This is a genomic window from Mycolicibacterium sp. XJ662 (assembly GCF_053484035.1).
The window spans coordinates 387,473-411,359 of record NZ_JBEFTL010000002.1 but is presented as its reverse complement, the minus strand read 5'-3'; the positions used below and the strand labels follow the sequence as shown (position 1 = coordinate 411,359).

At 64.9% G+C, this 23,887-nt stretch carries 23 protein-coding genes; 16 read left to right on the top strand and 7 right to left on the bottom strand.

The window, feature by feature from the left end; translation table 11 throughout:
- Positions 1-5 precede the first annotated feature (5 nt).
- The 11 genes from alr (at position 6) to ABQE93_RS09205 (ending at position 8,763) form a co-directional block, all read left to right on the top strand.
- The gene (gene alr, locus ABQE93_RS09255) at positions 6-1,181 is read left to right on the top strand and encodes an alanine racemase (RefSeq protein WP_448406845.1); all 1,176 of its coding nucleotides are present in this window, start codon (positions 6-8) and stop codon (positions 1,179-1,181) included.
- Positions 1,178-2,299 carry an alpha/beta fold hydrolase gene (locus ABQE93_RS09250; RefSeq protein WP_448406846.1) on the top strand — a complete coding sequence of 374 codons (1,122 nt, stop codon included), beginning with the start codon at positions 1,178-1,180 and terminating at the stop codon, positions 2,297-2,299. The genes alr and ABQE93_RS09250 overlap by 4 nt, the downstream gene beginning before the upstream one ends.
- Complete coding sequence (tsaE, locus tag ABQE93_RS09245) at positions 2,292-2,759, top strand: tRNA (adenosine(37)-N6)-threonylcarbamoyltransferase complex ATPase subunit type 1 TsaE (RefSeq protein ID WP_448406847.1); 468 nt, start codon at positions 2,292-2,294, stop codon at positions 2,757-2,759. Before ABQE93_RS09250 ends, tsaE begins: the two co-directional genes overlap by 8 nt.
- The gene (tsaB, locus tag ABQE93_RS09240; RefSeq protein WP_448406848.1) at positions 2,756-3,343 is read left to right on the top strand and encodes a tRNA (adenosine(37)-N6)-threonylcarbamoyltransferase complex dimerization subunit type 1 TsaB; all 588 of its coding nucleotides are present in this window, start codon (positions 2,756-2,758) and stop codon (positions 3,341-3,343) included. Before tsaE ends, tsaB begins: the two co-directional genes overlap by 4 nt.
- Positions 3,340-3,792 (top strand): ribosomal protein S18-alanine N-acetyltransferase, encoded by a 453-nt coding sequence (gene rimI / locus ABQE93_RS09235; protein ID WP_448406849.1) that lies wholly within the window; start codon positions 3,340-3,342, stop codon positions 3,790-3,792. The genes tsaB and rimI overlap by 4 nt, the downstream gene beginning before the upstream one ends.
- On the top strand, positions 3,789-4,814 hold the full coding sequence (gene tsaD, locus ABQE93_RS09230) for a tRNA (adenosine(37)-N6)-threonylcarbamoyltransferase complex transferase subunit TsaD (protein ID WP_448406850.1): 1,026 nt from the start codon (positions 3,789-3,791) through the stop codon (positions 4,812-4,814). The genes rimI and tsaD overlap by 4 nt, the downstream gene beginning before the upstream one ends.
- On the top strand, positions 4,811-5,260 hold the full coding sequence (locus ABQE93_RS09225; protein ID WP_448406851.1) for a nuclear transport factor 2 family protein: 450 nt from the start codon (positions 4,811-4,813) through the stop codon (positions 5,258-5,260). The genes tsaD and ABQE93_RS09225 overlap by 4 nt, the downstream gene beginning before the upstream one ends.
- Positions 5,261-5,427: 167 nt before the next feature.
- Positions 5,428-5,730, top strand: a complete 303-nt coding sequence (groES, locus tag ABQE93_RS09220) for a co-chaperone GroES (protein WP_046754122.1) — start codon at positions 5,428-5,430, stop codon at positions 5,728-5,730.
- A gap of 79 nt (positions 5,731-5,809) precedes the next feature.
- Entirely contained in the window at positions 5,810-7,429 is a 1,620-nt protein-coding gene (gene groL, locus ABQE93_RS09215) for a chaperonin GroEL (protein ID WP_448406852.1), read from the top strand.
- Between the two features lie 198 nt (positions 7,430-7,627).
- Positions 7,628-8,206 (top strand): carboxymuconolactone decarboxylase family protein, encoded by a 579-nt coding sequence (locus ABQE93_RS09210; protein ID WP_448406853.1) that lies wholly within the window; start codon positions 7,628-7,630, stop codon positions 8,204-8,206.
- Between the two features lie 188 nt (positions 8,207-8,394).
- Positions 8,395-8,763 carry an Rv1352/Rv1906c domain-containing protein gene (locus ABQE93_RS09205; RefSeq protein WP_448406854.1) on the top strand — a complete coding sequence of 123 codons (369 nt, stop codon included), beginning with the start codon at positions 8,395-8,397 and terminating at the stop codon, positions 8,761-8,763.
- Positions 8,764-8,821: 58 nt separating this feature from the next.
- Here ABQE93_RS09205 and ABQE93_RS09200 read toward each other — a convergent pair whose 3' ends face one another.
- Positions 8,822-9,259, bottom strand: coding sequence for a hypothetical protein (locus ABQE93_RS09200; protein WP_448406855.1), 438 nt, complete (start codon positions 9,257-9,259; stop codon positions 8,822-8,824).
- Between the two features lie 443 nt (positions 9,260-9,702).
- Here ABQE93_RS09200 and ABQE93_RS09195 point away from each other — a divergent pair, with 443 nt between their 5' ends.
- Entirely contained in the window at positions 9,703-10,758 is a 1,056-nt protein-coding gene (locus tag ABQE93_RS09195) for a 3-deoxy-7-phosphoheptulonate synthase (protein ID WP_448406856.1), read from the top strand.
- A gap of 55 nt (positions 10,759-10,813) precedes the next feature.
- On the opposite strand, the gene ABQE93_RS09190 is transcribed toward ABQE93_RS09195, so the two are convergent.
- Positions 10,814-11,872, bottom strand: a complete 1,059-nt coding sequence (locus ABQE93_RS09190) for a cytochrome P450 (protein ID WP_448406857.1) — start codon at positions 11,870-11,872, stop codon at positions 10,814-10,816.
- Positions 11,873-12,226: 354 nt separating this feature from the next.
- Between ABQE93_RS09190 and ABQE93_RS09185 the strand changes: the two genes are divergently transcribed.
- Positions 12,227-12,418: a ferredoxin gene (locus ABQE93_RS09185; protein WP_448406858.1), complete on the top strand. Its 192-nt coding sequence runs from the start codon at positions 12,227-12,229 to the stop codon at positions 12,416-12,418.
- Between the two features lie 21 nt (positions 12,419-12,439).
- On the opposite strand, the gene ABQE93_RS09180 is transcribed toward ABQE93_RS09185, so the two are convergent.
- From ABQE93_RS09180 to ABQE93_RS09170, 3 genes are read right to left on the bottom strand one after another with little or no spacing between them, the layout of a single operon-like run.
- Positions 12,440-13,600: a CaiB/BaiF CoA transferase family protein gene (locus tag ABQE93_RS09180; RefSeq protein ID WP_448406859.1), complete on the bottom strand. Its 1,161-nt coding sequence runs from the start codon at positions 13,598-13,600 to the stop codon at positions 12,440-12,442.
- Complete coding sequence (locus tag ABQE93_RS09175; protein ID WP_448406860.1) at positions 13,581-14,840, bottom strand: CaiB/BaiF CoA transferase family protein; 1,260 nt, start codon at positions 14,838-14,840, stop codon at positions 13,581-13,583. Before ABQE93_RS09175 ends, ABQE93_RS09180 begins: the two co-directional genes overlap by 20 nt.
- Complete coding sequence (locus ABQE93_RS09170) at positions 14,837-16,087, bottom strand: cytochrome P450 (RefSeq protein ID WP_448407262.1); 1,251 nt, start codon at positions 16,085-16,087, stop codon at positions 14,837-14,839. The genes ABQE93_RS09175 and ABQE93_RS09170 overlap by 4 nt, the downstream gene beginning before the upstream one ends.
- Before the next feature lie 403 nt (positions 16,088-16,490).
- Here ABQE93_RS09170 and ABQE93_RS09165 point away from each other — a divergent pair, with 403 nt between their 5' ends.
- The 3 genes from ABQE93_RS09165 (at position 16,491) to ABQE93_RS09155 (ending at position 21,531) form a co-directional block, all read left to right on the top strand.
- Complete coding sequence (locus ABQE93_RS09165; protein ID WP_448406861.1) at positions 16,491-17,825, top strand: protoporphyrinogen/coproporphyrinogen oxidase; 1,335 nt, start codon at positions 16,491-16,493, stop codon at positions 17,823-17,825.
- Positions 17,825-19,165, top strand: coding sequence for a protoporphyrinogen/coproporphyrinogen oxidase (locus ABQE93_RS09160; RefSeq protein ID WP_448406862.1), 1,341 nt, complete (start codon positions 17,825-17,827; stop codon positions 19,163-19,165). The genes ABQE93_RS09165 and ABQE93_RS09160 overlap by 1 nt, the downstream gene beginning before the upstream one ends.
- A gap of 98 nt (positions 19,166-19,263) precedes the next feature.
- Entirely contained in the window at positions 19,264-21,531 is a 2,268-nt protein-coding gene (locus tag ABQE93_RS09155; protein WP_448407264.1) for a thiamine pyrophosphate-binding protein, read from the top strand.
- A 36-nt stretch (positions 21,532-21,567) separates the two neighbouring features.
- Here the strand turns inward: ABQE93_RS09155 and ABQE93_RS09150 are convergent, their stop codons facing one another.
- On the bottom strand, positions 21,568-22,884 hold the full coding sequence (locus ABQE93_RS09150; protein ID WP_448406863.1) for a phosphotransferase family protein: 1,317 nt from the start codon (positions 22,882-22,884) through the stop codon (positions 21,568-21,570).
- Entirely contained in the window at positions 22,881-23,882 is a 1,002-nt protein-coding gene (locus ABQE93_RS09145) for a DUF7064 domain-containing protein (RefSeq protein WP_448406864.1), read from the bottom strand. The genes ABQE93_RS09150 and ABQE93_RS09145 overlap by 4 nt, the downstream gene beginning before the upstream one ends.
- Positions 23,883-23,887 lie beyond the last annotated feature (5 nt).

Below are 23,887 nucleotides of genomic sequence, written 5' to 3'. Positions count from 1 at the left end.
GTGACATGACCATGCACACGACCGAGCTGACGACATCCGCCGCCGCGCCCGCCCAGGCAGTGGTGGATCTCGACGCCATCGCCCACAATGTGCGGCTGCTGCGCGAGCTGGCAGGATCCGCGCAGGTGATGGCCGTCGTCAAGGCCGACGGCTACGGCCACGGCGCCGCCCAGGTCGGTCGGGCCGCCCTGGCCGCGGGCGCTACCGAACTCGGGGTAGCCACCGTCGGCGAGGCGGTCGCGCTGCGGCGCGACGGGGTCACTGCGCCCGTGCTGGCGTGGCTGCACCCGCCCGGCACGGACTTCGCGCCGGCCCTGAGCGCCGGCGTCGAGATCGGCCTGTCGTCGGTGCGTCAACTCGACGAGTTGCTCGACGCGGTCGAACGCACCGGAGCCACCGCGACGGTCACCGTGAAGGTCGACACCGGGCTGAGCCGCAACGGCTGCAGCCCGTCGGACTATCCCGCGCTGCTGACCGCGTTGAAGCGCGCACAGGTCGACGGCGCGGTGCGGCTACGCGGCCTGATGTCGCATCTGGTGCACGGCGACTGCCCCGAGCATCCTCTCAACACCCAGCAGGGTGAACGCCTGACCGGCATGCTGCGTTACGCGAGCGAGCAGGGGGTGGCGTTCGAGATCGCGCATCTGAGCAACTCGCCTGCCGCGATGACGCGCCCCGACCTGGCGTTCGACCTCGTCCGCCCGGGCATCGCCGTCTACGGGCAGACCCCCATCCCCGAACGCGGCGACATGGGCCTGCACCCCGCGATGACGCTGAAATGCCCGGTGACGCTGGTCCGTTCGATAAAAGCCGGGGACGGGGTGTCCTACGGGCACACCTGGATCGCCGAGCGCGACACCACGGTTGGGTTGATCCCGATCGGGTATGCGGACGGTGTGTTTCGGGTATTGAGCGGGCGTATCGACGTGTTGATCAACGGTCGGCTGCGACGCAACGTGGGCCGGATCTGCATGGACCAGTTCGTGGTGGATCTGGGCCCCGACGCCGACGTGGCCGAAGGCGACGACGCGATTCTGTTCGGGCCCGGCACCCAGGGCGAGCCCACCGCACAGGACTGGGCGGATCTTCTGGGCACCATCAACTACGAGGTGGTCACCAGCCCGCGCGGCCGCGTCGTCAGGACATACCGTGGAATCCGACAGGCAGGCACGAACCGTTGACGGACAACGAAATCGAGCCACCAGACGACCGTGGCGCGGGTGGCCGCTGGCTTGCGGGCGGGGCCGGGCTGACCGCAGTAGGCACGGCCGCAGGGTTCTCGGTCGCCCGTTCGCTGCGCCGCCGGCTCAGCGTCGATGACCCGTACGCATACGAGGACTTCACCCTGCTCGACGCCGACCGCGGCTACGTGGTGACCACGCCCGACGGTGTGTCGCTCGCCGTGCGCGAGGTCGGCCCCAAAGACGCGTTTCTCACCGTCGTGTTCGCGCACGGGTTCTGTCTGCGTATGGGCGCCTTCCACTTTCAGCGGGCCCGGCTCACCGAGCAGTGGGGCGATCAGGTGCGCATGGTGTTCTACGACCAGCGCGGCCACGGCCGGTCCGAGGGGTCCCCACCTCAGGACTACACGGTCGCCCAACTGGGCCGCGACTTGGAGGCCGTACTCGCGGTGATGGCCCCGCAGGGTCCGGTGGTGCTGGTCGGGCATTCGATGGGCGGTATGACCGTGCTGTCCCACGCCCGCCAGTTTCCGCAGCGCTATCCGACCCGCATTGTCGGCGCAGCACTGATCTCCTCTGCCGCCGAGGGTGTTTCGCGATCACCGCTGGGCGAGATCCTGAAGAACCCGGCGCTGGAGGCGGTGCGCTTCGCCGTACGCTACGCACCCAAGGCCGTGCACCGCACCCGCGGCGTCGCCAAGTCGGTAATCGCGCCGATCCTGCGCGCGGCATCTTACGGTGACGAGGAGATCAGCCCGAGCGTCGTGGCGTTTTCCGAGCAGATGATGCACGACACGCCGATAGCGACCGTGGTGGAGTTTCTGCACGCCCTCGAGGTACACGACGAATCCGGGGGGCTGGCCACCCTGGCGAAGGTGCCCACGCTGATCGCCTGCGGTGACCGCGATCTGCTCACCCCGAAGGAGTACTCCGAGGACATGGCGGCCGCGCTGCCCAAGTCCGAGCTGGTGATCGTGCCTGGCGCAGGGCATCTCGTGCAGCTCGAACAGCCCGACACCATCGACGACGCGCTGGTGCGGTTGGTCGAACGGGCCACTCCCTCCAAGCTCGTCGCGCTCACCCGCCGCGTGGTCGAACGGGTCCGCAACCGTGACTGAACGCGCCTCCGGTACAGCGGAACTACCCACCGCAGAAGACACCGTCGCGCTGGGCGCGCGGCTGGGCGCACAGCTGCGCGCGGGGGATGTGGTGGTGTTGTCGGGACCGCTGGGTGCCGGGAAAACGGTGTTGGCCAAGGGAATCGCAGAGGCGATGGACGTCGACGGTCCGGTGATCTCGCCGACGTTCGTGTTGGCTCGGGTGCATCGTGCCCGAAAGCCCGAGGCACCGACGATGATTCATGTCGACCTGTACCGGCTGCTGGATCAGCCTTCGGTCGACCTGCTGGCCGAGCTGGACTCGCTGGATCTGGACACCGACCTCGAGGACGCCGTCGTGGTCGTCGAATGGGGTGAAGGTCTTGCCGAGCGACTCTCCGACAGCCACCTCGACGTGCGGCTGGAACGCGGTTCGGACAGCGAAGTGCGCACCGCGGTATGGGACTGGAGCGCGTCGTGAGCCTTTTGGTGCTGGCGATCGACACCGCAACCCCGGCCGTCACCGCGGGCGTGGTGCGCCTCGAGCCGCCGGCGCGGCTGCTGGCGCAGCGGGTGACCGTCGACGCCCGCGCGCACGCCGAACAACTGACCCCCAACGTGGTGGCGGCGCTGGCCGATGCGCAGGTCACCTTCGACGACCTGGACGCAGTCGTGGTGGGCTGCGGCCCCGGGCCGTTCACCGGGCTGCGGGTCGGGATGGCCACCGCGGCGGCGTTCGGCCATGCGCTGGGCGTGCCCGTGCACGGGGTGTGCAGCCTGGACGCCATCGGTGTCGAAACCACCGGTGAGGTGCTGGTGGTCACCGACGCCCGCCGCCGCGAGGTGTACTGGGCGCGCTACCGCGACGGCGTACGCATCGACGGGCCGGCGGTCAACGCCCCCGCCGATGTGCCCGGCGCGGCTGACGTCCTGGCCGGACCCCCGCTGTATCCGACGCCGGCCGGGCTGGTGCGAGCCGTCGCGGACTGGCCGGCCGAACCGGCCCCGCTGATCCCGCTGTACCTGCGACGCCCCGACGCCAAACCGTCGGCAGCGCCCCGATGAACGTCGAATACGGCAAGCTGACACCCCGCGACGCGGCCCGGTGCGCGGAGTTGGAGGCGCAGCTGTTCGATGGAGATGACCCCTGGCCGGCGCGGGCATTTCTGGCCGAGCTGGCGGCCAAGCACATCCACTACGTCGCGGCGCGCGCCCAGGACAAGCTCGTCGGCTATGCCGGCATCGCACGCCTCGGCCGAAAACAACCCTACGAGTACGAGATCCACACCGTCGGCGTTGACCCCGCCTACCAGGGGCAGGGCATCGGCCGGGAGATGGTCGCGAGGCTGCTCGAAATCACATCGGGTGCAACGGTTTTCCTTGAAGTTCGCACCGACAACGAGGCCGCCATCAAACTGTACGAGAGCCTGGGGTTCGTCATCGTCGGCGTGCGCAGGCGCTACTACCGCGTCAGCGGCGCCGACGCCTATACGATGAGACGAGATCCGTCATGACTGTCATCCTCGCCATCGAAAGCTCTTGCGACGAAACCGGCGTCGGCGTCGCACAACTCGATGCCGACGGCACGGTGACGCTGCTCGCCGACGAGGTGGCCTCCAGCGTCGACGAACACGCCCGGTTCGGCGGCGTCGTCCCCGAGATCGCCAGCCGCGCGCACCTGGAAGCGCTGGGCCCGACGATGCGCCGCGCGCTGGAGGTGGCCAACGTCGCCAAACCCGACGTCGTCGCGGCCACCATCGGGCCCGGGCTCGCCGGTGCGCTGCTGGTGGGAGTCGCTGCGGCCAAGGCTTATTCGGCCGCGTGGCAGGTGCCGTTTTACGCGGTCAACCATCTGGGTGGGCACCTGGCGGCCGACGTCTTCGACCACGGCCCGCTTCCGGAGTGCGTGGGTCTGTTGGTGTCGGGCGGGCACACCAACCTGCTGCACGTGCGGTCGCTGGGTGAGCCGATCATCGAGCTGGGCAGCACCGTCGACGACGCGGCGGGGGAGGCCTACGACAAGGTGGCGCGGCTGCTGGGCCTCGGCTATCCGGGCGGCAGGGTGCTCGACGACCTCGCCCGCACCGGCGATCGCGACGCGGTCGTCTTTCCGCGCGGCATGACCGGCCCGCGCGACGATCCCTATGCGTTCAGCTTCTCCGGGCTCAAGACCGCGGTGGCGCGCTATGTCGAAAGCCATCCCGACGCGGCACAAGCCGACGTGGCGGCGGGCTTCCAGGAGGCCGTCGCCGACGTGCTGACCCTCAAAGCCGTGCGCGCCGCCACCGCGCTCGGGGTCAAGACGCTGCTGATCGCCGGCGGGGTGGCGGCCAATTCGCGGTTGCGCGAGCTGGCCGAGGACCGTTGCGCAGCCGCCGGGTTGACGTTGCGCATACCGCGGCCGCGGCTGTGCACCGACAACGGCGCGATGATCGCGTCGTTCGCCGCGCATCTGATCGCCGCCGGTGCGACGGCGTCGCCGCTGGATGCGGCCAGCGACCCGGGCCTTCCGGTGGTGCAGGGACAGGTCGCGTGAGCACGGACGACAAGCTCGCCGTCACCGAGCTGCTGTACCGCTATGCCGAGCTGATCGATGCCGGCGACTTCGACGGGGTCGGGCGGCTGCTGGGCCGAGGACGGTTCATGGGGGTGGCAGGCGCGGAGGACATCGCCGGTCTCTTCGCCGCCACGACCCGTCGCTTTCCAGAGCACGCCAACACCCCGCGCACCCGGCACCTGGTGCTCAACCCGCTCGTGGAGGTGGACGGCGACACCGCGCGGGCGCGCTCGACGTTCTGCGTCGTGCAGGCCACCGACACGATCGCGCTGCAGCCGATCGTCGTGGGCCGCTACCGGGACAGCTTCGCCCGTGATCCCGCGGGCTGGTACTTCACCGACCGTCACGTCGACGTCGAGATGCTCGGTGACGTGTCCGATCACCTGCTGCCAGGAATTAGGCAGAGGGGTGACCTTGAGTGCTAGCACTCTCATGTATAGAGTGCTAGGTGGCAGGCGGCCAACCCCTGTGCCGGCACCCGCGACGACGGCTCCTGGGCACGGACGCTATGCCGAACACCTGGTAACACTGGAATCTCTAGATCCGGGGCCTGGCCCCGGATCTACTACCCGAACCACTGGAGGGCTCCATCGTGGCGAGCGTGAACATCAAGCCACTCGAGGACAAGATCCTCGTACAGGCCAACGAGGCCGAGACCACGACCGCTTCCGGTCTGGTCATTCCCGACACCGCCAAGGAGAAGCCGCAGGAAGGCACCGTCGTCGCAGTCGGCCCCGGCCGCTGGGATGAGGACGGCGAAAAGCGGATCCCGCTGGACGTGTCGGAGGGCGACACCGTCATCTACAGCAAGTACGGCGGCACCGAGATCAAGTACAACGGCGAGGAGTACCTGATCCTGTCGGCCCGCGACGTGCTGGCTGTCGTCAACAAGTAAGCGCCCGTGTACCGCCCCGGAAATCCCCGTTCGAACGGGTGATTTCCGGGGCGGCATGCGTAACTAGGGAAAGACATCCATGAGCAAGCAGATTGAGTACAACGAAACTGCGCGCCGCGCACTGGAAGCGGGCGTAGACAAGCTCGCCGACGCAGTGCGCGTGACCCTCGGGCCGCGTGGTCGACACGTCGTGCTGGCCAAGGCCTTCGGCGGGCCGCAGATCACCAACGACGGCGTGACGATCGCGCGCGAAATCGACCTCGAGGATCCGTTCGAGAACCTCGGCGCGCAGCTGGTGAAGTCCGTCGCAACCAAGACCAACGACGTCACCGGCGACGGCACCACCACCGCGACGGTGCTCGCCCAGTCCCTCGTCAAGGGCGGGCTGCGCAACGTCGCCGCCGGCGCCAACCCGATCGCGCTGGGCCAGGGCATCGCCAAGGCCGCCGACGCGGTCTCTGAAGCGCTGCTGACGTCGGCCACCCCGGTCTCCGACAAGCAGGGCATCGCCCAGGTCGCCACCGTCTCGTCCCGCGATGAGGAGATCGGTGAGATGGTCGGCGAGGCGATGACCAAGGTGGGCCACGACGGCGTCGTCACCGTCGAGGAGTCCTCGACGCTGAACACCGAACTCGAGATTACCGAGGGCGTCGGCTTCGACAAGGGCTTCCTGTCCGCATACTTCATCACCGATTTCGACGCCCAACAGGCGGTGCTCGAGGACGCGCTGGTGCTGCTGCACCGCGAGAAGATCAGCTCGCTGCCCGACCTGCTGCCGCTGCTGGAAAAGGTTGCCGAAGCCGGTAAGCCCCTGCTGATCATCGCCGAAGACGTTGAGGGTGAGGCACTTTCGACGCTGGTGGTGAACTCCATCCGTAAGACGCTGAAGGCCGTGGCGGTCAAGGCGCCGTTCTTCGGCGACCGCCGCAAGGCGTTCCTCGAGGACCTCGCGATCGTCACCGGCGGACAGGTCGTTAACCCCGACGTGGGCCTGGTGCTGCGTGAGGCCGGCCTCGACGTACTGGGCACCGCACGGCGCGTCGTCGTCGACAAGGACAGCACGGTCATCGTCGACGGCGGTGGCACCAAGGAGGCCATCGAGGGGCGCGCCCAGCAGTTGCGCACCGAGATCGAGGCCAGCGATTCGGACTGGGATCGCGAGAAGCTCGAAGAGCGGCTGGCCAAGCTGGCCGGCGGGGTCGCCGTCGTCAAGGTCGGCGCGGCCACCGAGACGGCGCTCAAGGAGCGCAAGGAAAGCGTCGAGGACGCGATCGCGGCGGCCAAGGCTGCGGTCGAGGAAGGCATCATCGCCGGTGGCGGGGCGGCGCTGGTGCGTGCCCGCGCAGCCACCGACAAGCTGCGCGAAAGCCTGTCCGGCGACGAGCGGCTCGGTGTCGACCTGTTCGCCGCGGCGCTGTCGGCACCGCTGCACTGGATCGCCACCAACGCCGGGCTCGACGGTTCGGTGGTGGTGAGCAAGGTCCTGGAACTTCCGGAGGGACAGGGCTTCAACGCCGCGACGCTGAGCTACGGCGACCTGGCGGCCGCAGGCATCGTCGACCCGGTCAAGGTGACTCGTTCGGCGCTGATGAACGCGGCCTCGGTCGCCCGGATGGTGCTGACCACCGAGACGGCAGTGGTGGACAAGCCCGAGGAGCCCGAGGACGACGGCCACGGTCACGGTCATCATCACCACTGATCGCCGGAACAACGAAGACCCCCGGTCCGGTTGGGCCGGGGGTCTTCGTTTCGCACGACGATTTTGCGGGACGGGTGCGAGCCGCGGTCATCCCGCAACGAGCGTGGGCGCATCGTAGGGATTGAATATTCCGGGCCTGGATCGTAGTTGCTTGCCATAGCAAGCGCTTTGAGCGCGATAAATTTTGGAGGTGATTCCATGGGTAAGCCGACTCCGTATCAGGCTTCCGTTGTGGTGCCGCTACCAGACGATGCCGAAATCGCCGCTCGGGTTGGGGACGGATATGACCCCGACGCTGCCCTCAATGTCATGAAGATGATGAGCGGTACCGGGGATTTCTTGCCTGCGTTGGCCGGCATGGTAGAGGCCGTCTTCGGTGAGCCCGACATCGATGCCAAGCACCGCGAGGTCATCATTTTGCGTGCGGCGTCGGTGCTCAACTGTCCCTACGAGTGGCAGGCGAACGAAAAAATGGCCCGCAACGCTGGCCTGACGATATCTGAGATCGAAACGATTGCCGGAGAGGGTAATTCGACAGTCGACAGCCTGGACGCCGACTACCAGTTGTTGATCGCAGCCACTGATGAGCTTCTCAAGCTCGGCACACTCGCCGACGGCACTCTGCAAGCTCTGCTGGATACGTTCGGGACCACGACGACGCGCAAGTACGTCGTCACGATCGCTTGGTTCAGTTTGCTGAGTTTGTTCCTCAACGGCACCAGGGTTCCACTCGAGACAGCCGACAAAATCGGCCAGCGCACCTCCCCGCTGGGATGAACAACTAGGGCTGCAATGCAATACCGCCGAGACCGCGGTCGTCGAGAAGCCAGCGGAGCCGGAGGATGAGGACGGCCACGGTCATCACCGGCGGCCACGCCCACTAGTTGGTTCGACGAAACGCCCCAGTCCGATTGAGCCGAGGGCATACGCTGTCAAGACAGTCGGTAATCAGACGACGAGGGAGCATGCCCCTGCCGCGCTTGTCTCACGCCACAGCGCCGCTTTTCGCCGCTGTGGCCGCGACCGCGCTTGCGCCACCGGTTCTTGCCAACCCGCTGGATCCCATCCCGGGCAACGGTTTCTTTCTCGTCGGACCAGACATCGCGCCCGGCCTCTATCATTCGGATGGAACTGCATCGGCATTCGGGGTGTGGATAAACGATGTGCCGACGCAGGATTCGATGTGCGTGTGGTTCACCTACAGCACATCCGACGCGAGCAAGGACAACGTCGTCGCGACCAACATCTCGATCGGTCCGATGTACGCCAACATCAACTCGACGGTAAAGGCATTCGAGTCGCGCAACTGTCAACCGTGGACCCGCGTGCAATAAACGCACCCCCGGATCCGATGGGACCCGGGGGTGTCGTTCGGCGATGCTTGGCGCGGAACTAGTTGCCGCCCCTGAGCAAGCCGTGCACCGCGAACTTCACCAATCCGTTGGCGGCCGACAACGTCGACTGCGTGGTGGGCACCACTGACTGAACGGCGTCGTTGAGCGACCCCACGCCGTTTTGCAGGCCCTTGTTGTTCTGGTCGACGATGCTCTGGAGGCCCTTGTTGTTCTGGTCGACGACGCTCTGCAGGCCCTCGTTGTTGATGTCGACGATGCCCTGCAGGCCCTTGTTGTTCTGGTCGACAACATTCTGCACCGCGCCGTTCGTGCCGCCGACGACGTTCTGCACCGCGTCGTTGGCGCCGTCGACGGCCGAGCTGAGAAGGCCTCCGAGACCGCCATCGGCGAACGCGACACCTGCCGGCCCTCCGACCATCAGGCCGCCGGCCATCAGCCCCACCCCGAGTGCCTTTACCGCCTTGTGCTTAGCCATGTTCCTCCCTTGACCTCCTGTGTGAGGCTGACTCTGGACCGAATCAGCCATTTGCCAATGATAACTTCCAGCAAGCAAAGATCAATACCTCCCCAACTATTGCCGAACTATTAGTACTGGTACATGCGGTATTAGCTTCGCATTTCACCTGTCTTAGCAAATTGAACATGCAAGTTAAATATTTACTGGACCGTAAGTGGACGGTTAGCTGCGCACCCGTCCGATTTGGCCGAGCTCGGGAGGTCGGTATAGCCTGGGCCCCGTGATCAGCGTGTGTGCCGGCTATTGGCGCTTTATCAAGGCTCCGGGTGGGGCCGATAGAGCGCAGCACTAAGCACGCGTCCACCCGGAGCCCAGGCAGTGACCATCAGGTCGCTGCCTTTCGTCATTAAGAGGGCACCGGAGATTCACCCAGGTGCCCAGTCCAGAAAGGCACTTCCGACATGAACCTGGCGCAGACCGCCACCCCGCCTGCAACGTCTGACCGGCGCGTCCGCAGTTTCAGCGAGATCCCCAGCCCGCACGACGTGCTCACCGAGTTCCCGCTCGGTGCCCGGCGCGCGGAGCGCGTGGCGCGTGACCGCGACGAGGTCGCCGACATCGTGGCCGGCCGCGACGACCGATTGCTGGTCGTGGTGGGCCCGTGTTCGGTGCACGACCCGGTCGCGGCCCTGGACTACGCCAGCCGGCTGGCCAAGGTGGCCGCGGAATTGCGCGATCAGCTCAAGATCGTGATGCGGGTGTACTTCGAGAAGCCGCGCACCACGATCGGCTGGAAGGGGCTGATCAACGATCCGGGTATGGACGGGACCTTCGACGTGGCCCGCGGTCTGCGCATCGCCCGCCAACTGCTACTCGACGTCATCGACATCGGGCTTCCGGTGGGATGCGAGTTCCTCGAGCCGACCAGCCCGCAGTACATCGCCGATGCGGTCGCGTGGGGCGCGATCGGCGCCCGCACCACCGAATCGCAGGTGCACCGTCAGCTGGCGTCGGGCTTGTCGATGCCCGTCGGGTTCAAGAACGGCACCGACGGCAACATTCAGGTGGCGGTCGACGGTGTGAAAGCCGCTGCGGCCCAACATGTCTTCTTCGGTATGGACGACACGGGCCGCGGTGCCCTGGTGAACACCGCCGGCAACGACGACTGCCACGTGATCCTGCGCGGCGGCACCGGCGGGCCCAACTACGACGCCGATTCGGTGGCCGCCACCGCCGCCAAGCTCACCGCCGCGGGGTTACCCGGACGGGTGGTGGTCGACTGCAGCCACGCCAACTCCGGTAAGGACCACGTCCGCCAGGCCACCGTCGCCGCCGAGGTTGCACAGTTGGTCCGCGACGGCGTGCCCGTCAGCGGCGTGATGTTGGAGAGCTTCCTGATCGGTGGCGCCCAAGCCTCCGAGGCCCGCCCGCTGACCTACGGGCAGTCCGTCACCGACAAGTGCATGGATTGGCCGACAACCGATTTGGTGCTGCGCGAGCTGGCCAAGCGCGGCTAGCTTCCGTTTGACTGGTCGGTACTTGCCGTGGCCGGGTCGAAGCGGGTCGTCAAGTTCAATCTGCTTCGGATGCCGCGTACCGGTCGAATCTCAAACGCAGTTGTTCAGGACCGTTGGCGATTCCCGCCGCCCACCGGATGTCGGCGGGATCGGCAAGGCGCATGTTCGTAAGCCGCTTGAACAGTTCCTCAAACGCGATCGCGATTTGGATCCGGGCAAAGTGTGCACCCAGACAGCGGTGGATGCCCAATCCGAACCCCATGTTGCCGGGCCGGCGGACGTCGAATTCCAGGCGGTCGGCGTTCTCGAACTGGTCCTCATCGCGGTTGGCCGAGTCGTATCGGATCAGGACCTGCTCGCCGGCAACGAGGTGTGTGCCACCCACTTCGACGTCCTTGGTGATGCGACGTCCAAGACACCCGACCGGAGATGAGTGCCGGATGAACTCGTCCAGATCTTGGCGGACCCAGCGTGGATCGCGCAGCCGCTGTTCGAGGTCGGGTTCATTGGCGACATGCCAGGCGATTGACCCCAGGGCGCCGCGGGTGGTGTCCAGGCCACCGAGGAACAACACGGTCATCACGCCCAACCGCTCGTCGTCGGTCAATGGCCGCCCCTCAGGACCGATTGTTCCGGTGGTGACAGCGTTGAGCACATCGTCACGGTCGACAGGGTTGTCTTCGCGTTCGGCGAGATATTGCCCGGCCAGTACCGCAAGCTCGAAGAACGACTCGTCGGTCGCTTCGGCGGCCACGCGGATCACGATGGAGGCCGCGTGCTGCATTTTGGCCGGGTCTTGCTCGTTGAACGCAATTTTGGCCAGTGCGTTACCTACGAACGGCGCGGCGTACTCCTCGATGAAGTCGAACTCGTCCTTGTCGATGAAGCTATCGATCAGGACCTGCGCCTCGCGGCGCAGCTCTGGTTCGTACCGCAGGAGGTAGGTCCGGGTGAAAAGCGGATTCAACAGTCGCCGCAATTCGGTCTGGAACGGAGGATCGGCATCCAACGGATTCAGCGGAACCGGCGAAGCGCCACGTGGATTCACGCCCGTGGACGAGAAAGTTTCGGCGTCCTCGAGCACCCTGCGCGCGTCCTGGTAGCGGGTGACCACGTACTGGCCGCCACCATCCGCCGACGTGTGAAACACCGGGCATTTGCGGCGCGCGTACGCGAACACGTCCCATTTGACCGCCTCGTGGTCTGGATCCCACATGTCGTAGTGGTCGACAATGTCTTCTGGCACTGGGGCGGGCGTGGTGGTCAAGTGTGCGCTCCTGATATTGATCCGACGGTAGCAACGTAAACCATCAACGTTAGATTACACAAGGGTGAATATTACCAAAGTGCTCTCGTTTTCTGAGGATGGCTCGCCTTAGACAAAACCAAACACCGTTTGCTAATCTGCATTTCAGGCCGGCGCGTCGGTTGACGCAGTTGGGCAGGTTGTCGACATGGAGGTGCAGCTGTGAAGGTGACGATCGACGACGGACGGTGCCAGGGGCACGCACGGTGCGTGACGATCTGCCCGGACGTCTTCGGCATGGACGATGACGGCAGAGGCCTGGTACTCGATTCCGATGTCCCCGAGCGTCTGAAGGACGAAGTCGATGAGGCGGTGCTGGCGTGCCCTGAGTCCGCCATCGCAGTGGAAGGCTGATCGCGTCGACCGCAACGGCTGTCAGCGGTCCGTTTGCTCAACGACGCCTTGTCGTTCGAGCTCATCGATTCGGTTGTCGCGGATCCCGAAGCGGCGCAGCACCGCTCTGGTGTCCTGACCGATGGTAGCCACCCTTTGCCGGATGGAGGGGGTGAAGCCCGACAGGCGGGGAGCGGGAGCCGGCTCAAGCAGCTTACCGTTGCGGTAAACAGTATTTCGACTCTGCAGATGGGGATCGTCTGCGAGCTCGTCCAGTCGTAGGACCGCGCTACCGCAGCCGTCGACGATCGAAAACTCGCGGGCCCAGTCGTCACGTGTTCGCGCGGCGAAACAGGAGGCAAATATGTCGCGAAGGTGATCCCAGTGCGCTCGATTCGATCGGTCGGGCAGTTCGCTAATGTGCAGACCCAGAGTGGAAACCATCTGAAGGTAAAAGCGGTCTTCGATGGCACCGACGGCGAACCATCCGCCATCGGAGCAACGGTAGGCCGTGTAATATGGCGCCCGTCCGCTGAGCACGGAGGTACCCGGCCCTTGCCACAGGCCTGCGCTGAATTCGGCGAGTTGCGCTGACAACAGTGCCGCCGCCCCATCGACCATCGCTGCGTCGACGACTTGGCCTCGCCCCGTCGACTGCCGCTGGATCAGTGCAAGCGTAACACCCAGGACGGTCGACATAGAGCCAGAAGCGAAGTCTCCCAGCAGATTCAACGGGATGGCTGGCCCGTTCTGCTCGTCGCCCAGCGCGCCGAGCACACCCGCTGAAGCCAGGTAGTTGATGTCGTGACCGGCCGACTGCGCCAGGGGCCCGCTTTGCCCGTAGCCGGTCAATCGGGCGTAGACGAGCCCCGAACTGATGGCCATCAAATCGTTCGGGCCCAGCCCGCGCCGTTCCATGACCCCGGGGCGGAAACCCTCCAGGAATACGTCGGCTTGAGTGGTCATCTGCCGAATCAATTGCGCACCGTCCGGCTTTTTGAGGTCGACGATGATCGACTGTTTGCCTCGGGAGAAGAACTGGGACGGATCGAAGTTCTCGCGGGGCCCGGGGCGGCTTACGCTGATGACTTCGGCGCCGAAATCGGCGAGCATCATCGAGCAGAACGGTCCGGGGCCGAGTGCGCTGACGTCGAGCACGGTGATCCCCGCCAGCGGGCCGGCGTTAGCGTGAGGCGACGTCACAGTGTGTAGCTCCTGGTAATTCCGTTGTAGAGGAATGGGCATCGGGTTCCCGCAATCCATCGAGGATCTCGGCTGTGTGTTGGCCTAGCCGCGGCGCGCCGCGTCGCACTTGTCCCGGGGTGTAGCTGAGTTTTGGCACTACCCCTGGCATCGCCACGGGCTCGTCATTCAATCCGGGCTCGGGCAGATGGATGATCATTTCGCGTGCGGCGTAATGCGGATCCGCGGCGATGTCATCGGCCTTGTAGATGGGGCCGGCGGGCACGCCAACCTCGGCGAGTTGCGCCAATACCGTTGCGGCGTCGAGTTGAGCGCTCCACATCGCGATCGCATTATCGAGCTCGGTCTGGGCGTCACCGCGGCCGCCATGCGTGAGGTATGGGGAGTCCTCCGCCAACCACTCATCGCGGCCGATCAGCGTGGCAAGCCGTCGGAATACCGAATCCTGGTTCGCGCCAATGATGATCCACTGACCGTCGCGGGTGGGGTAGACATTCGACGGTGCGACCCCCGGCAGTAGCGCACCGGTCGGCTGCCGGATTCTGCCGAGCTTCTGGTATTCAGCGAGCGTGGACTCCATGTACATCCACATCGCCTCATACAGCGCGACGTCGATGACCTGGCCGCGGCCCAGCCCGCCGGGACGGTCCCGCGCCCACAGCGCCATCAGCGCACCAATGAACCCCTGGGTAGCGGCCAGCGCGTCACCAATCGAGATGCCGACTCGCACCGGTGGACGGTCCGGTTCGCCGGATAGATGCCTGAAGCCACTCATCGCCTCGGCGACCGATCCGAAGCCGGCACGGTCGCGGTACGGTCCGCTCTGACCGAAGCCGGTAATCCGAACCATGATGAGCCGCGGGTTTTCGCGATGAAGTTCTTCGAATCCCAATTGCCAGCGCTCCATCGTGCCCGGCCGGAAGTTCTCGACAACCACGTCGGCGGTGCGGGCAAGTTCTCGAAACGTGGATTGTCCCGTCGCCGTTCGGAGATCAAGCTCGACGGACTTCTTGCCACGTCCGATGATCGACCAGTACAGGCCGATCCCCTTGTACAAGCCGCCCCACGTTCGCATGGGATCGCCCACGTCAGGTGGTTCGATTTTGATGACCTCAGCGCCGTGGTCGGCGAACAGGTGCCCGCAGAACGGTCCTCCGATGATGTGTCCTACTTCTAGGACACGTAAACCGTTGAGTGACCCGCCATTCGGACAGTCGGCGACCAAGGGTTCAGCCGTCACGTCGCCGCCCTGTCGACGGCGTACGGCAGGTCGTCGGCAAGGACACCGCTCATCAACTTGGGCCCGGGGGTAAACGTTGCCGGCATGGCAATGTAGCCGTTCACCAGCGGAACGGTGGGGTAGGGAACCACCTTGTCACGTTGGATCCGATAGTCCGGTAGACGCCGCAGGGCCTCCCGCAGCAGGAGGGTCATTTCCAGCGATGCGACATAGGTGCCGATGCAGCGGTGCATGCCAGAACCGAACGAGAGATGCCGGTTGCGTTGCCGGTCCAAGTGAACCTCGGCGGGGCGGTCGAACGCTTCCGGGTCGGCGTTGGCCGAGCCCAACGCCAGCAGGACGCGATCTCCGGGTTTGAGGTCCACACCGTGAACCGTCACGGCGTTGGCGACAGTGCGGGCCACACCGGTGCTCGGACTGGTGTACCGAATCAACTCGTCGACGGCAGCCGGGACGCGGCGCAGATCCTCTCGCAACCATTCCCACTTATCGCGATGCTGGTCCAAGAAGAGGAAACTGTTGGCGATCAGCGCGGTGGTCGTGTCGATGCCGCCGTTGAGCAGCATAAAAATCATCTCGACGGCGATGTCCTCGCTGATCGGTTCACCGTCCTCCTGGCCGTCGAGGAGTTGCTCGACCACGCTGCCGTCGCCACGCCGCTGTGCCTGCCGATCGCGCACGATTGCACGGATATCGTCCAGCATTTCGCCGACCGCACTTGCCGAGCCCTTCTCACGGTATGCCGCCTTGTGCAGTGTCGTCGCGTAGAATTCCCAGTTGGTAAGCGGCAGGCCCAAGTAATCGACCGTAATCAGGGCTGGAGTCGGATTCGCGAGGTCGTCGACGAAATCGATTGCGCCTCTCTCGATCACGCGGTCCACACACCATGACACAAGCTCCTGCATGCGCGGCGCGTAGTCGTTGACGGCCTTCTTGCTGAACCGGCCCGCGATGATCTTCCGCAATGTCTGTGACCGCGGCGGATCCATCTCCATCATGCCCATTCGAACCGGATTCGTCGGAATGGTTACTCCACCGGGAAAGGTCTCACCGGTACCCAGATCAAGGCCGCGGCCGCAGCGAAAGTTCTGTGGATCGTGCAGAATCTGCTGGACGGAACTGTATTCGGTCGCGATGTAAAAGCCGCCGAAGTTGTCACTATGTGCAACAGGGCATTTCGCGCGCATCTCGGCATACTGCTCACGCCAGTGCGTGGCGAACTCGGGAGAGTGGTGGTTGAACTGCATCACGACGACTCCTCAATGTGGATACCGGGCGGTGGAGCCCGCATGCCACGATATCTAACACTGTTTGGAACTACAAGCAGGCTCTCGTCCCCGCAACGGCCCACGTATCGAAGGGGCTCCATGGTTTGAGCAGAAGCCCGTGGTCAGCCGGTTTGGGGGCCAGATTCGCACCGTTTGCTGTTCGGCTGTAAATGGCCCCAGGCGGGTACGGGTGCCCTAGAACCGTATAGTGTTAGTTTATTGTTGAACGTCGGAGAGAAACGGTGTACGCAATCATGTCCACAGCCGCCCAACGGGCCGACACCGTGGCACCATTCGTTGAACCGCTCGTTAGGGCGACAGCACTGGCCACCGACCATATTGGCGGCCAGTTGCCGACCGGCCAGACAACAGTGAGTTCCTGATGGGTGTACGTCCGCGTGTGGCAGTCATTGGCGCCGGTGTCGCTGGAATCGCCTGCTCGTACAGGCTGAAACGCGCTGGAATTCATACCGTGTTGTTCGAAAAGTCCGGTGTCGTGGGCGGCCGGACCCGCACGGTGTGGCGCAACGGTTTCGGATTCGACACCGGAGCCGGTGCGTTGCCATCGACCAGTCGTGAAGTCGAGACACTGCTGCGGAGCTTGAATCTTGACCATGAGATCGAGAAGCGCGGCGCGACGATCGGCGTCTACCGTGAGGGACGCGTCTCGCGTATCCGGCGCCGGCAGCCGCACAGTCTGTTGAGGTTCGATGCGCTCAGCACGCATTCCAAACTGTCCTTGTGGCGGTTCGGCGTCGATCTGGCCAAGGTGTACCGGGCGATCAACCCGATAGATCTCTCCACCGCCGCACCGTTCGACACTCAAACGGTGCGGGACTACGCCGAATCACGTTTCTCAGCAGAGGTTTTCGACTACCTTCTTGCACCGCTCACCCGGGCACTGTTTTTGGTGGAGCCGGAGCAGACGTCTGCGGTGGATCTATTCGCTGCCGCGAAAGCACTCCTGGTGGGTAATAGCCTATGGGCCCACCCGGACGGTGTTGCCTTCTTCGCCGGGCGTGCCGCGCGCGGGTTGAACGTGCGTTTCCATACCGAAGTCGACAGGGTTGCCGAGGACGACCAGGGAGTGGAAGTGACCTGGCGGACCGGCGGGAACGAACACCAACAGCGTTTCGACGCCGCGGTCCTTGCCATTCCAGCACCCGATGTCGTGCGGATTCACAGCGCGCTCGATTCCGACCGTGCCGCCTATCTCAACGCGTTGGAGTACTCGTCATCGATCGTGGTCAACATCGGCGTCGCCCGCGCCCCAGCCGAGGAGTCCTCGATGGTCCTGGTGCCCCGGTCCGTCAATCCGGATCTGCCAGTCGTCGCGCTCGGCCACAACCTGGCACCCCGCCGTGTGCCGCTGAATGCCGGTATTCTCACCGTCTTCTGGACGCGCGAGTGGTCCCGGCAGCATTGGACTGATGATGACGCGTCGATTGTTGCTGGCACCCGACAGGCGGTGAACGACCTCTTCCCGGGGTGGTGCGATGATGTGCGGGAGTCGTGCGTTTCGAGGTGGCCGCGAGCCCTGGTCGCCAGCCGGCCGGGGACCTATGCCGGTCTACTGCCGTTCGCGGAACGCTGCCGACGGGACCGCCGCATTCAATTAGCGGGCGACTATCACGCTCAGACGAGTATCAACGCCAGTGTTGGCGCGGGGCAGCGAGCCGCCGCCGACCTGGTGCGAATACTACAGAGGGAGCGCTGATGTCCGGTAACGCACGACGAACCGCAGTTGTCATCGGGTCCGGCATATCTGGAATGGCTTCAGGCTTTCGCCTACACCGTAAAGGGTTTTCGGTGACGGTGCTGGAACGAGAACCGACCGTCGGCGGCAAGATGAGCAGCATCGACCGAAATGGCTTCACCCTCAATCGAGGGGCCAATATCCTGCCGTCGTCGTATGCGACGATCAGAAACCTTGTCCGCGAGCTCCATTTGTCAGGAGAGATCAACGACGTCCGAGGCTTGCTCGCAATTCCCAGGGCCGGCCGGCTGCATCGCATCCGGTCTACCGGTGCGCCGATGCTGGCCGACGTACTACGCACCGATCTGCTGTCTCTGCGAGGCAAGCTCAACGCCCGGAACCTGGTGATCGACGGCCTTCGAATGAAGGAACATCTCAACTACGAAAACCTGGGGGCGGCAGCGCGGTTCGACATCGAGACGGCTGCGCAATATTGCGATCGCCGACTAACCCCTGAACTCGAAGAGTTCCTGGTTAATCCGATGCTGCGCGCCCTGTACTGCGCTGAGTCACACGAGCTGTCCGTCGTCGACTTCTTCTTTGCCGCGGTGAACTTCGTCGGTTCGGGATTCATGAACTACCCGGGAGGCATCGGATTCCTCGTCGATTCGATTGCCAATCGGCTCGACGTTGTCACGAATGCCGAGGCAGTCAACGTCACCGAACGCGATAAGGATGTTGTCGTGACGTACGCGGCCGACGGGGGCGAGTCTGCGATCGTGGCGGACGCTTGTGTGATCGCAACCCCGGCCACCGAAGTACCGAAATTGTTCCCACAACTCAATGCGGGTCAGCAGGATATTTTGCGGGACCGGCTCGAATACGGGACGGCCTACGCCGCGCACTTCGCACTGTCGCGTAAACCGGACGAGGACGCGATGGTGATCCCGGTGCCCGCATCACTGGACCGCGGGCTATGTGCAGTTGTACTGCCGCACAACTACAGTCGCGGTGCCGCGCCGGACGGCAAGGGTGTTGTCAGCACCTACTGGTTGGGTAGCTGGTGCAAGGAGCGCAGTGATGTCGCAGACGATGCGTTGGTAAAGCAGATGCTGCCGTCCGTCGAAAAGGTGTTGCCCGGGGTATCCCGCGATGTGGAGTTCGCGCACATCGAGCGATGGCAACCCGCCGTCATCCGCAGCTACCCCGGTATGTACTCCTACGTTCAGGAACTCGTCGACCTCACCGACCATCGGTCCCGGGTCCAGCTGGCGGGCGACTATACAAGCGCGTCGAGCACCAACGGATGCGCGGCCTCGGCGGAACTCGCCGCGCAGCGGGTGATCCGGGCGGTCGGGTGAGCATCACCGCGTTTCCGCCCGTTCACCTCGGTGCCGATCCCCCCGAGGCCGAGGTGCTGGCCGAGATCGAGCAGCGGGTGCTCTGGCTGTCGACGGCCATGATTCATCACGCCAACCGGATTCGCCCGAATTCGTCCGGGCTGAAGGTCGGCGGCCATCAGGCCTCCTCAGCGTCGATGGTATCGATCATGACAGCGCTCTGGTTCGGTCAACTACGGTCGGGCGACCGGGTTTCGGTGAAGCCGCACGCGTCCCCGGTTCTGCACGCGATCAACTACCTGACGGGTGAGCTCGATGAGGCGCATTTGCCGACACTTCGCGAGTTCGGTGGATTACAGAGCTATCCCAGCCGCACCAAAGACCCGGACCCGGTCGACTATTCGACGGGTTCGGTCGGAATCGGGGCGACGGCTCCGATCTGGGGCGCGATGGCGCGGCGTTACGTCCATTTCAGGTTCGACGATGCCGCCGGGATTGTCGGGGATGGCCGCTCGGTGGGTGCAGCGCTGGGTCGACAGTATTCCCTGGTCGGTGACGCCGAACTAGACGAGGGCGCCGTGTGGGAGGCGATTCTCGATCCCGCAGTCACCGAGCTGGGCGAGTTGGTCTGGATCGTCGATATGAACCGCCAGTCGCTGGACCGCGTGGTTCCGCTGATAGCCGCAAATCGGTTGGAGCACATGTTCGGGGCTGCCGGCTGGCAGGTGATCACTTGCAAGTTCGGCAAGCTGCTGGAATCGCTGTTCAACCGTGATGGGGGAGCGGCATTGCGGGACCGCATTCTGACCATGCCCAATGCCGAGTATCAACGGCTGCTGCGACACGCCCCCGGCCAGCTGCGTGAGCTGCTGCCGGGTAGGGGCAGCCACAATGCGGAGATCAGAAGGCTGATTGCCGAACTCGACGACGCAACCCTGTTGGCGGCGATCAGGGACCTGGGCGGCCACGATCTGGATCGGTTACGTGGGGCCTACGCGCAGATCGACGACACCCGCCCTACGGTGATTCTTGCCTACACCATCAAAGGTTATGGACTTCCGACGCAGGGGCATCCGCAGAATCACTCGTCACTGTTGACGGTGGCCCAATACGATGAACTCGCCAACGCCCTGGGGATGGACCCGGACCATCCGTGGCAGCGATTGGACCACACCACCGCCGCGGGACGGCTGTGTATCGCGACGCGAGAGCGTTTGGAGCGCCCGCGGGTTCCGGATCCGGCACCCCCGCCGATCCCTGCTGATTTCGGGCGTACGCCGTCAGGGGTGACCACAACACAAGCCGCGTTGGGTCGCGCTCTGCTGGATCTCACCCGAGAGGTTCCCGAGGTTGCCCGGCGGGTCGTCACGGTAAGCCCCGACGTGAGCTCGACAACCAACCTCGCAGGATGGGTGAACAAGGTGGGCGTGTGGTCGCTGACTGAACGCCGCAACTGGTTCGACGACGACGGCGAAACCCTCATGCACTGGCACGAGAAGCCGACGGGGCAGCACATCGAACTCGGGATCGCTGAGACGAATCTCGTCGGCCTGATCGGCGAACTGGGCGCAACCTGGAGCCGTTGGGGCCAGACTCTGTATCCGATCGGTGTGCTCTACGACCCCTTCGTCGAACGTGGTTTGGAGCCTTGGTCCTTCAGCATCTACGCGGGCGGGCAATCGATCCTCGTCGGGACACCGTCAGGCGTCACGTTGGCCGCCGAAGGTGGTGCGCACCAGTCGATCAAGACCCCATCGGTCGGGCTCGAACAGCCCGGATGTGTCAGCTACGAGCCGGCATTCGCCATCGATACCGAATGGATCTTGTTGTCCTGCTTGGCCCGCATGGGCCGGCCCGGCGGTAGTTCGTCGTACTTGCGGTTGTCGACCCGACCCGTCGATCAGACTCTGGGTGCGATACCGACGGATCCGGCGGCCCGCGAGCGGCGCCGCCGTCAGGTCATCGCGGGGGCCTATCCGCTGCAACGGGCGACCGAGCCGGCGGTGACGCTGGTTGCGATGGGTGCGATGGTCACCGAAGCCCTCACCGCAGCCGAACGTCTCCGCCGGCAGGGCATCGGCGCCGACGTCATCTGTGTTACCAGCCCTGGATTGTTGTTCGAGGCAGTGCAGGCGCGTCGCGGGTTCTGTGAGGCCCCATCCTGGATCCTCGAGCGGGTGTTTCCCGTGGATCGTTCCGCGCCGATGGTCACCGTCCTGGACGGACATCCACACACCTTGGCGTTCCTGAGCGGCGTGAATCGGGTCGCGGGGGCGGCTCTGGGCGTCACCCGCTTCGGCCAGGCCGGCAGCCTCGAAGAGGTCTATCGCTACCACGGGATCGACGCGAACAGCATCGTGCGCGCTGCCCTCGACCTGATCTGCTGAGAGGGAGCGGGGACATGCCGCTCCCTATCCCCAGGCCTAGCTTCTGGCGAGGATTTCGCGCAGTGCGACTGAAGTCCGGTGCAACAACTTCGGGACGTAGTCCACTACGCACAGCGTGACTTCGCAGTCGATCAGCGCACCGGAGACGATGGCCGCGCGCGCTTGAAGGAGCATGGAATAGAGGCGCAGGCTCGCCCACAGTGTGTAGAAGTCGAGGGCAACCTGCGACGACTGCGGTCCGCCTGCGTGATGGTAGGCAGTTACGAATTGCTCCCACGGAAGCATCTTTCGCGCCCATCCCTGGACGTATCCGAGGTCCTCTGCGGGATGCCCCAGATGCGCCAGTTCCCAGTCCAACACCGCGCTGAGGCTGCCGTCGTGCACGAGGAAGTTGTGAAAACCGAGGTCCCCATGCACCAGCACACGAGGACCGACGACGTCGTCGATGTGGCGTCGGGTCCAGTCGAGCGCCGCAGCAACGGTTGCATTGGGCTCACCGAGTTGAGCGATGGTCGCTTCGAAGGTCTCGAGCTCGCCCCTCAGTTGGTCGGGGGTGAAGCTGCGCTCGACGATCCCATGTAGACCGTCGAAGGGACCGTCGCCCAGCGCGTGCTGGCGGCCGAGTTGTTCGGCGAACTGCAATGCGAGCGCTTCAGACGGCGGCGGATCGAAGACGTCGCCTTCGATGTGACCGTCGATGCGGCCCACGAGCAAAAACGGTGCGCCGAGCGCCTCGTCAGAGGCTTCGAGCAAGAACGGCTCCGGTACCCGCAGACCGGCCGCATGCACACGTCGAAGGACCTCGAATTCCGGCGTCACCGACGTACCCACCACTGAATTGGCCCAGTCCTGACGTAACACAAAGTATTCCGGTAGTGCGGCCGCACCTTTCTGACGTAGCAGCACGGTCTGTTTGGAACGTCCGCCGGCGAGCGGCTGCGCTTCCACGATGGCTGTCGCCTCGCCGCCCATCGAGTCTGCGCGCAGAAAGCGTTCGAGGCCGTCCCGGTCGAAGTTACGCTGTCCGCCATTATCGGATGTGGCGACGCTGCCGCGCACCTTGGTGGCCACGGCTTCCTCGGCGTCGAGAACTGCGCCGTCCGCTTCAACGGCATCGCGGCCCAGTAACGAGTCGAGTTCGGCGAGCGCTTGCAGTGACTGGCGCGCACCGTCGTTCGGTGCCGTCAGCCGCACGGCTAGCCGCGCGAGGATCGTCTTGCAATCATTGGCTCGGCTCAGCGCGGCGCCGTCGAGCGCCGGGATGATGGCACGTCCGAGCGTGTCGGCGACGTTGAGTAGGTATGCGCGTGCCGCTTGGTCGTCTACTGAGGTGATGTGCCTGGGCGCGGTCATGAATCCCTCCGGTGTGGGCTCATGAGGTCTTCGGTGGCCCACTCGCGCCGCGACAGTCCTCTTTGCTGGGTCGCGCGGACCAGCGCGGTAACCGGTTCCGTCCCCCCGCGCGGGTTGGTCGTGATCTCGAGGTCGCAGAAGCCGTTCTTGCCACGGTATTCGAATTCACACAGCTCGTCGATGCATGCCACACCATTGTGCAGTGTCAACGCACCACCGATCGGCGTCTGGATGTCTATCCGGATGCGTTCGCCGTCGGGCAAGTCGAAGGCGGCTACGCCGCCGCGGTGTGTCGTCGCATCCGTTTCCATGAACACCAGCAGGTCGACCGCATCCGCGTAAGTGACCACGCCATCACGGACAACGATGCCGAAGCTGCGCAAGGAACCGTCAACGGCGTGCCACGAAGCCGCGTTGAAGGTGAGTTCCGGGCCGCACGTTCCAGCAATCCAACGGTGGCTCAGTAGGGTTTCCCAATCGCGCTTTCCCCAGCTGTGGTCGCGATAGCACAGCCCGTTGATCTGAGTCAGCCGCCCGCCGAGACGGATGTGTCCCTCGACCCGGCCGGCGGCTTCGAGGTGCCCCGGCGCGAAGTCGTCGGTGACGGTACCGCCCGCACGAAACAGGTCGAAGCGCGGCGTGTAATCAGTTGCCACGAGCTCCATTTCGCAGTCGTCCTCACGGATGGTCCAGACCGCATGGCCGTTCTCGAATCGAGCCTGATACGCATCGCCGACACAAAATCCCGTGTCGGCCGAGGCACCTTCTGAGAGCGGCATGTTCACATGTTGGGTGAAGCGTTCGCCATCGCGGGTGTGGATGCCGACCCAGCTCGTGGAAATGCCCTGTCCCGGCTCGTGACCGATGCGATGAAAGCCGCCCACGCCGGCGGCCGCATCCCACCAGATCAACACGACGCTCTCCTGCCACAACGGGTCCGGCCCTACGGGGTGGGGGAGTTCATCGTTGGCAGAGAACGGCTCTGTGGGTGCAGCCATGTGTG

What these genes read in the sequence shown, in the direction of transcription:
- alr (WP_448406845.1), top strand. Translation starts at nt 6, where the DNA reads ATGACCATGCACACGACCGAGCTGACGACATCCGCCGCCGCGCCCGCC.
- rimI (WP_448406849.1), top strand. Translation starts at nt 3,340, where the DNA reads ATGAACGTCGAATACGGCAAGCTGACACCCCGCGACGCGGCCCGGTGC.
- tsaD (WP_448406850.1), top strand. Translation starts at nt 3,789, where the DNA reads ATGACTGTCATCCTCGCCATCGAAAGCTCTTGCGACGAAACCGGCGTC.
- groL (WP_448406852.1), top strand. Translation starts at nt 5,810, where the DNA reads ATGAGCAAGCAGATTGAGTACAACGAAACTGCGCGCCGCGCACTGGAA.
- ABQE93_RS09210 (WP_448406853.1), top strand. Translation starts at nt 7,628, where the DNA reads ATGGGTAAGCCGACTCCGTATCAGGCTTCCGTTGTGGTGCCGCTACCA.
- ABQE93_RS09205 (WP_448406854.1), top strand. Translation starts at nt 8,395, where the DNA reads ATGCCCCTGCCGCGCTTGTCTCACGCCACAGCGCCGCTTTTCGCCGCT.
- ABQE93_RS09200 (WP_448406855.1), bottom strand. Translation starts at nt 9,259, where the DNA reads ATGGCTAAGCACAAGGCGGTAAAGGCACTCGGGGTGGGGCTGATGGCC.
- ABQE93_RS09195 (WP_448406856.1), top strand. Translation starts at nt 9,703, where the DNA reads ATGAACCTGGCGCAGACCGCCACCCCGCCTGCAACGTCTGACCGGCGC.
- ABQE93_RS09170 (WP_448407262.1), bottom strand. Translation starts at nt 16,087, where the DNA reads ATGCAGTTCAACCACCACTCTCCCGAGTTCGCCACGCACTGGCGTGAG.
- ABQE93_RS09165 (WP_448406861.1), top strand. Translation starts at nt 16,491, where the DNA reads ATGGGTGTACGTCCGCGTGTGGCAGTCATTGGCGCCGGTGTCGCTGGA.
- ABQE93_RS09160 (WP_448406862.1), top strand. Translation starts at nt 17,825, where the DNA reads ATGTCCGGTAACGCACGACGAACCGCAGTTGTCATCGGGTCCGGCATA.
- ABQE93_RS09155 (WP_448407264.1), top strand. Translation starts at nt 19,264, where the DNA reads ATGATTCATCACGCCAACCGGATTCGCCCGAATTCGTCCGGGCTGAAG.
- ABQE93_RS09150 (WP_448406863.1), bottom strand. Translation starts at nt 22,884, where the DNA reads ATGACCGCGCCCAGGCACATCACCTCAGTAGACGACCAAGCGGCACGC.
- ABQE93_RS09145 (WP_448406864.1), bottom strand. Translation starts at nt 23,882, where the DNA reads ATGGCTGCACCCACAGAGCCGTTCTCTGCCAACGATGAACTCCCCCAC.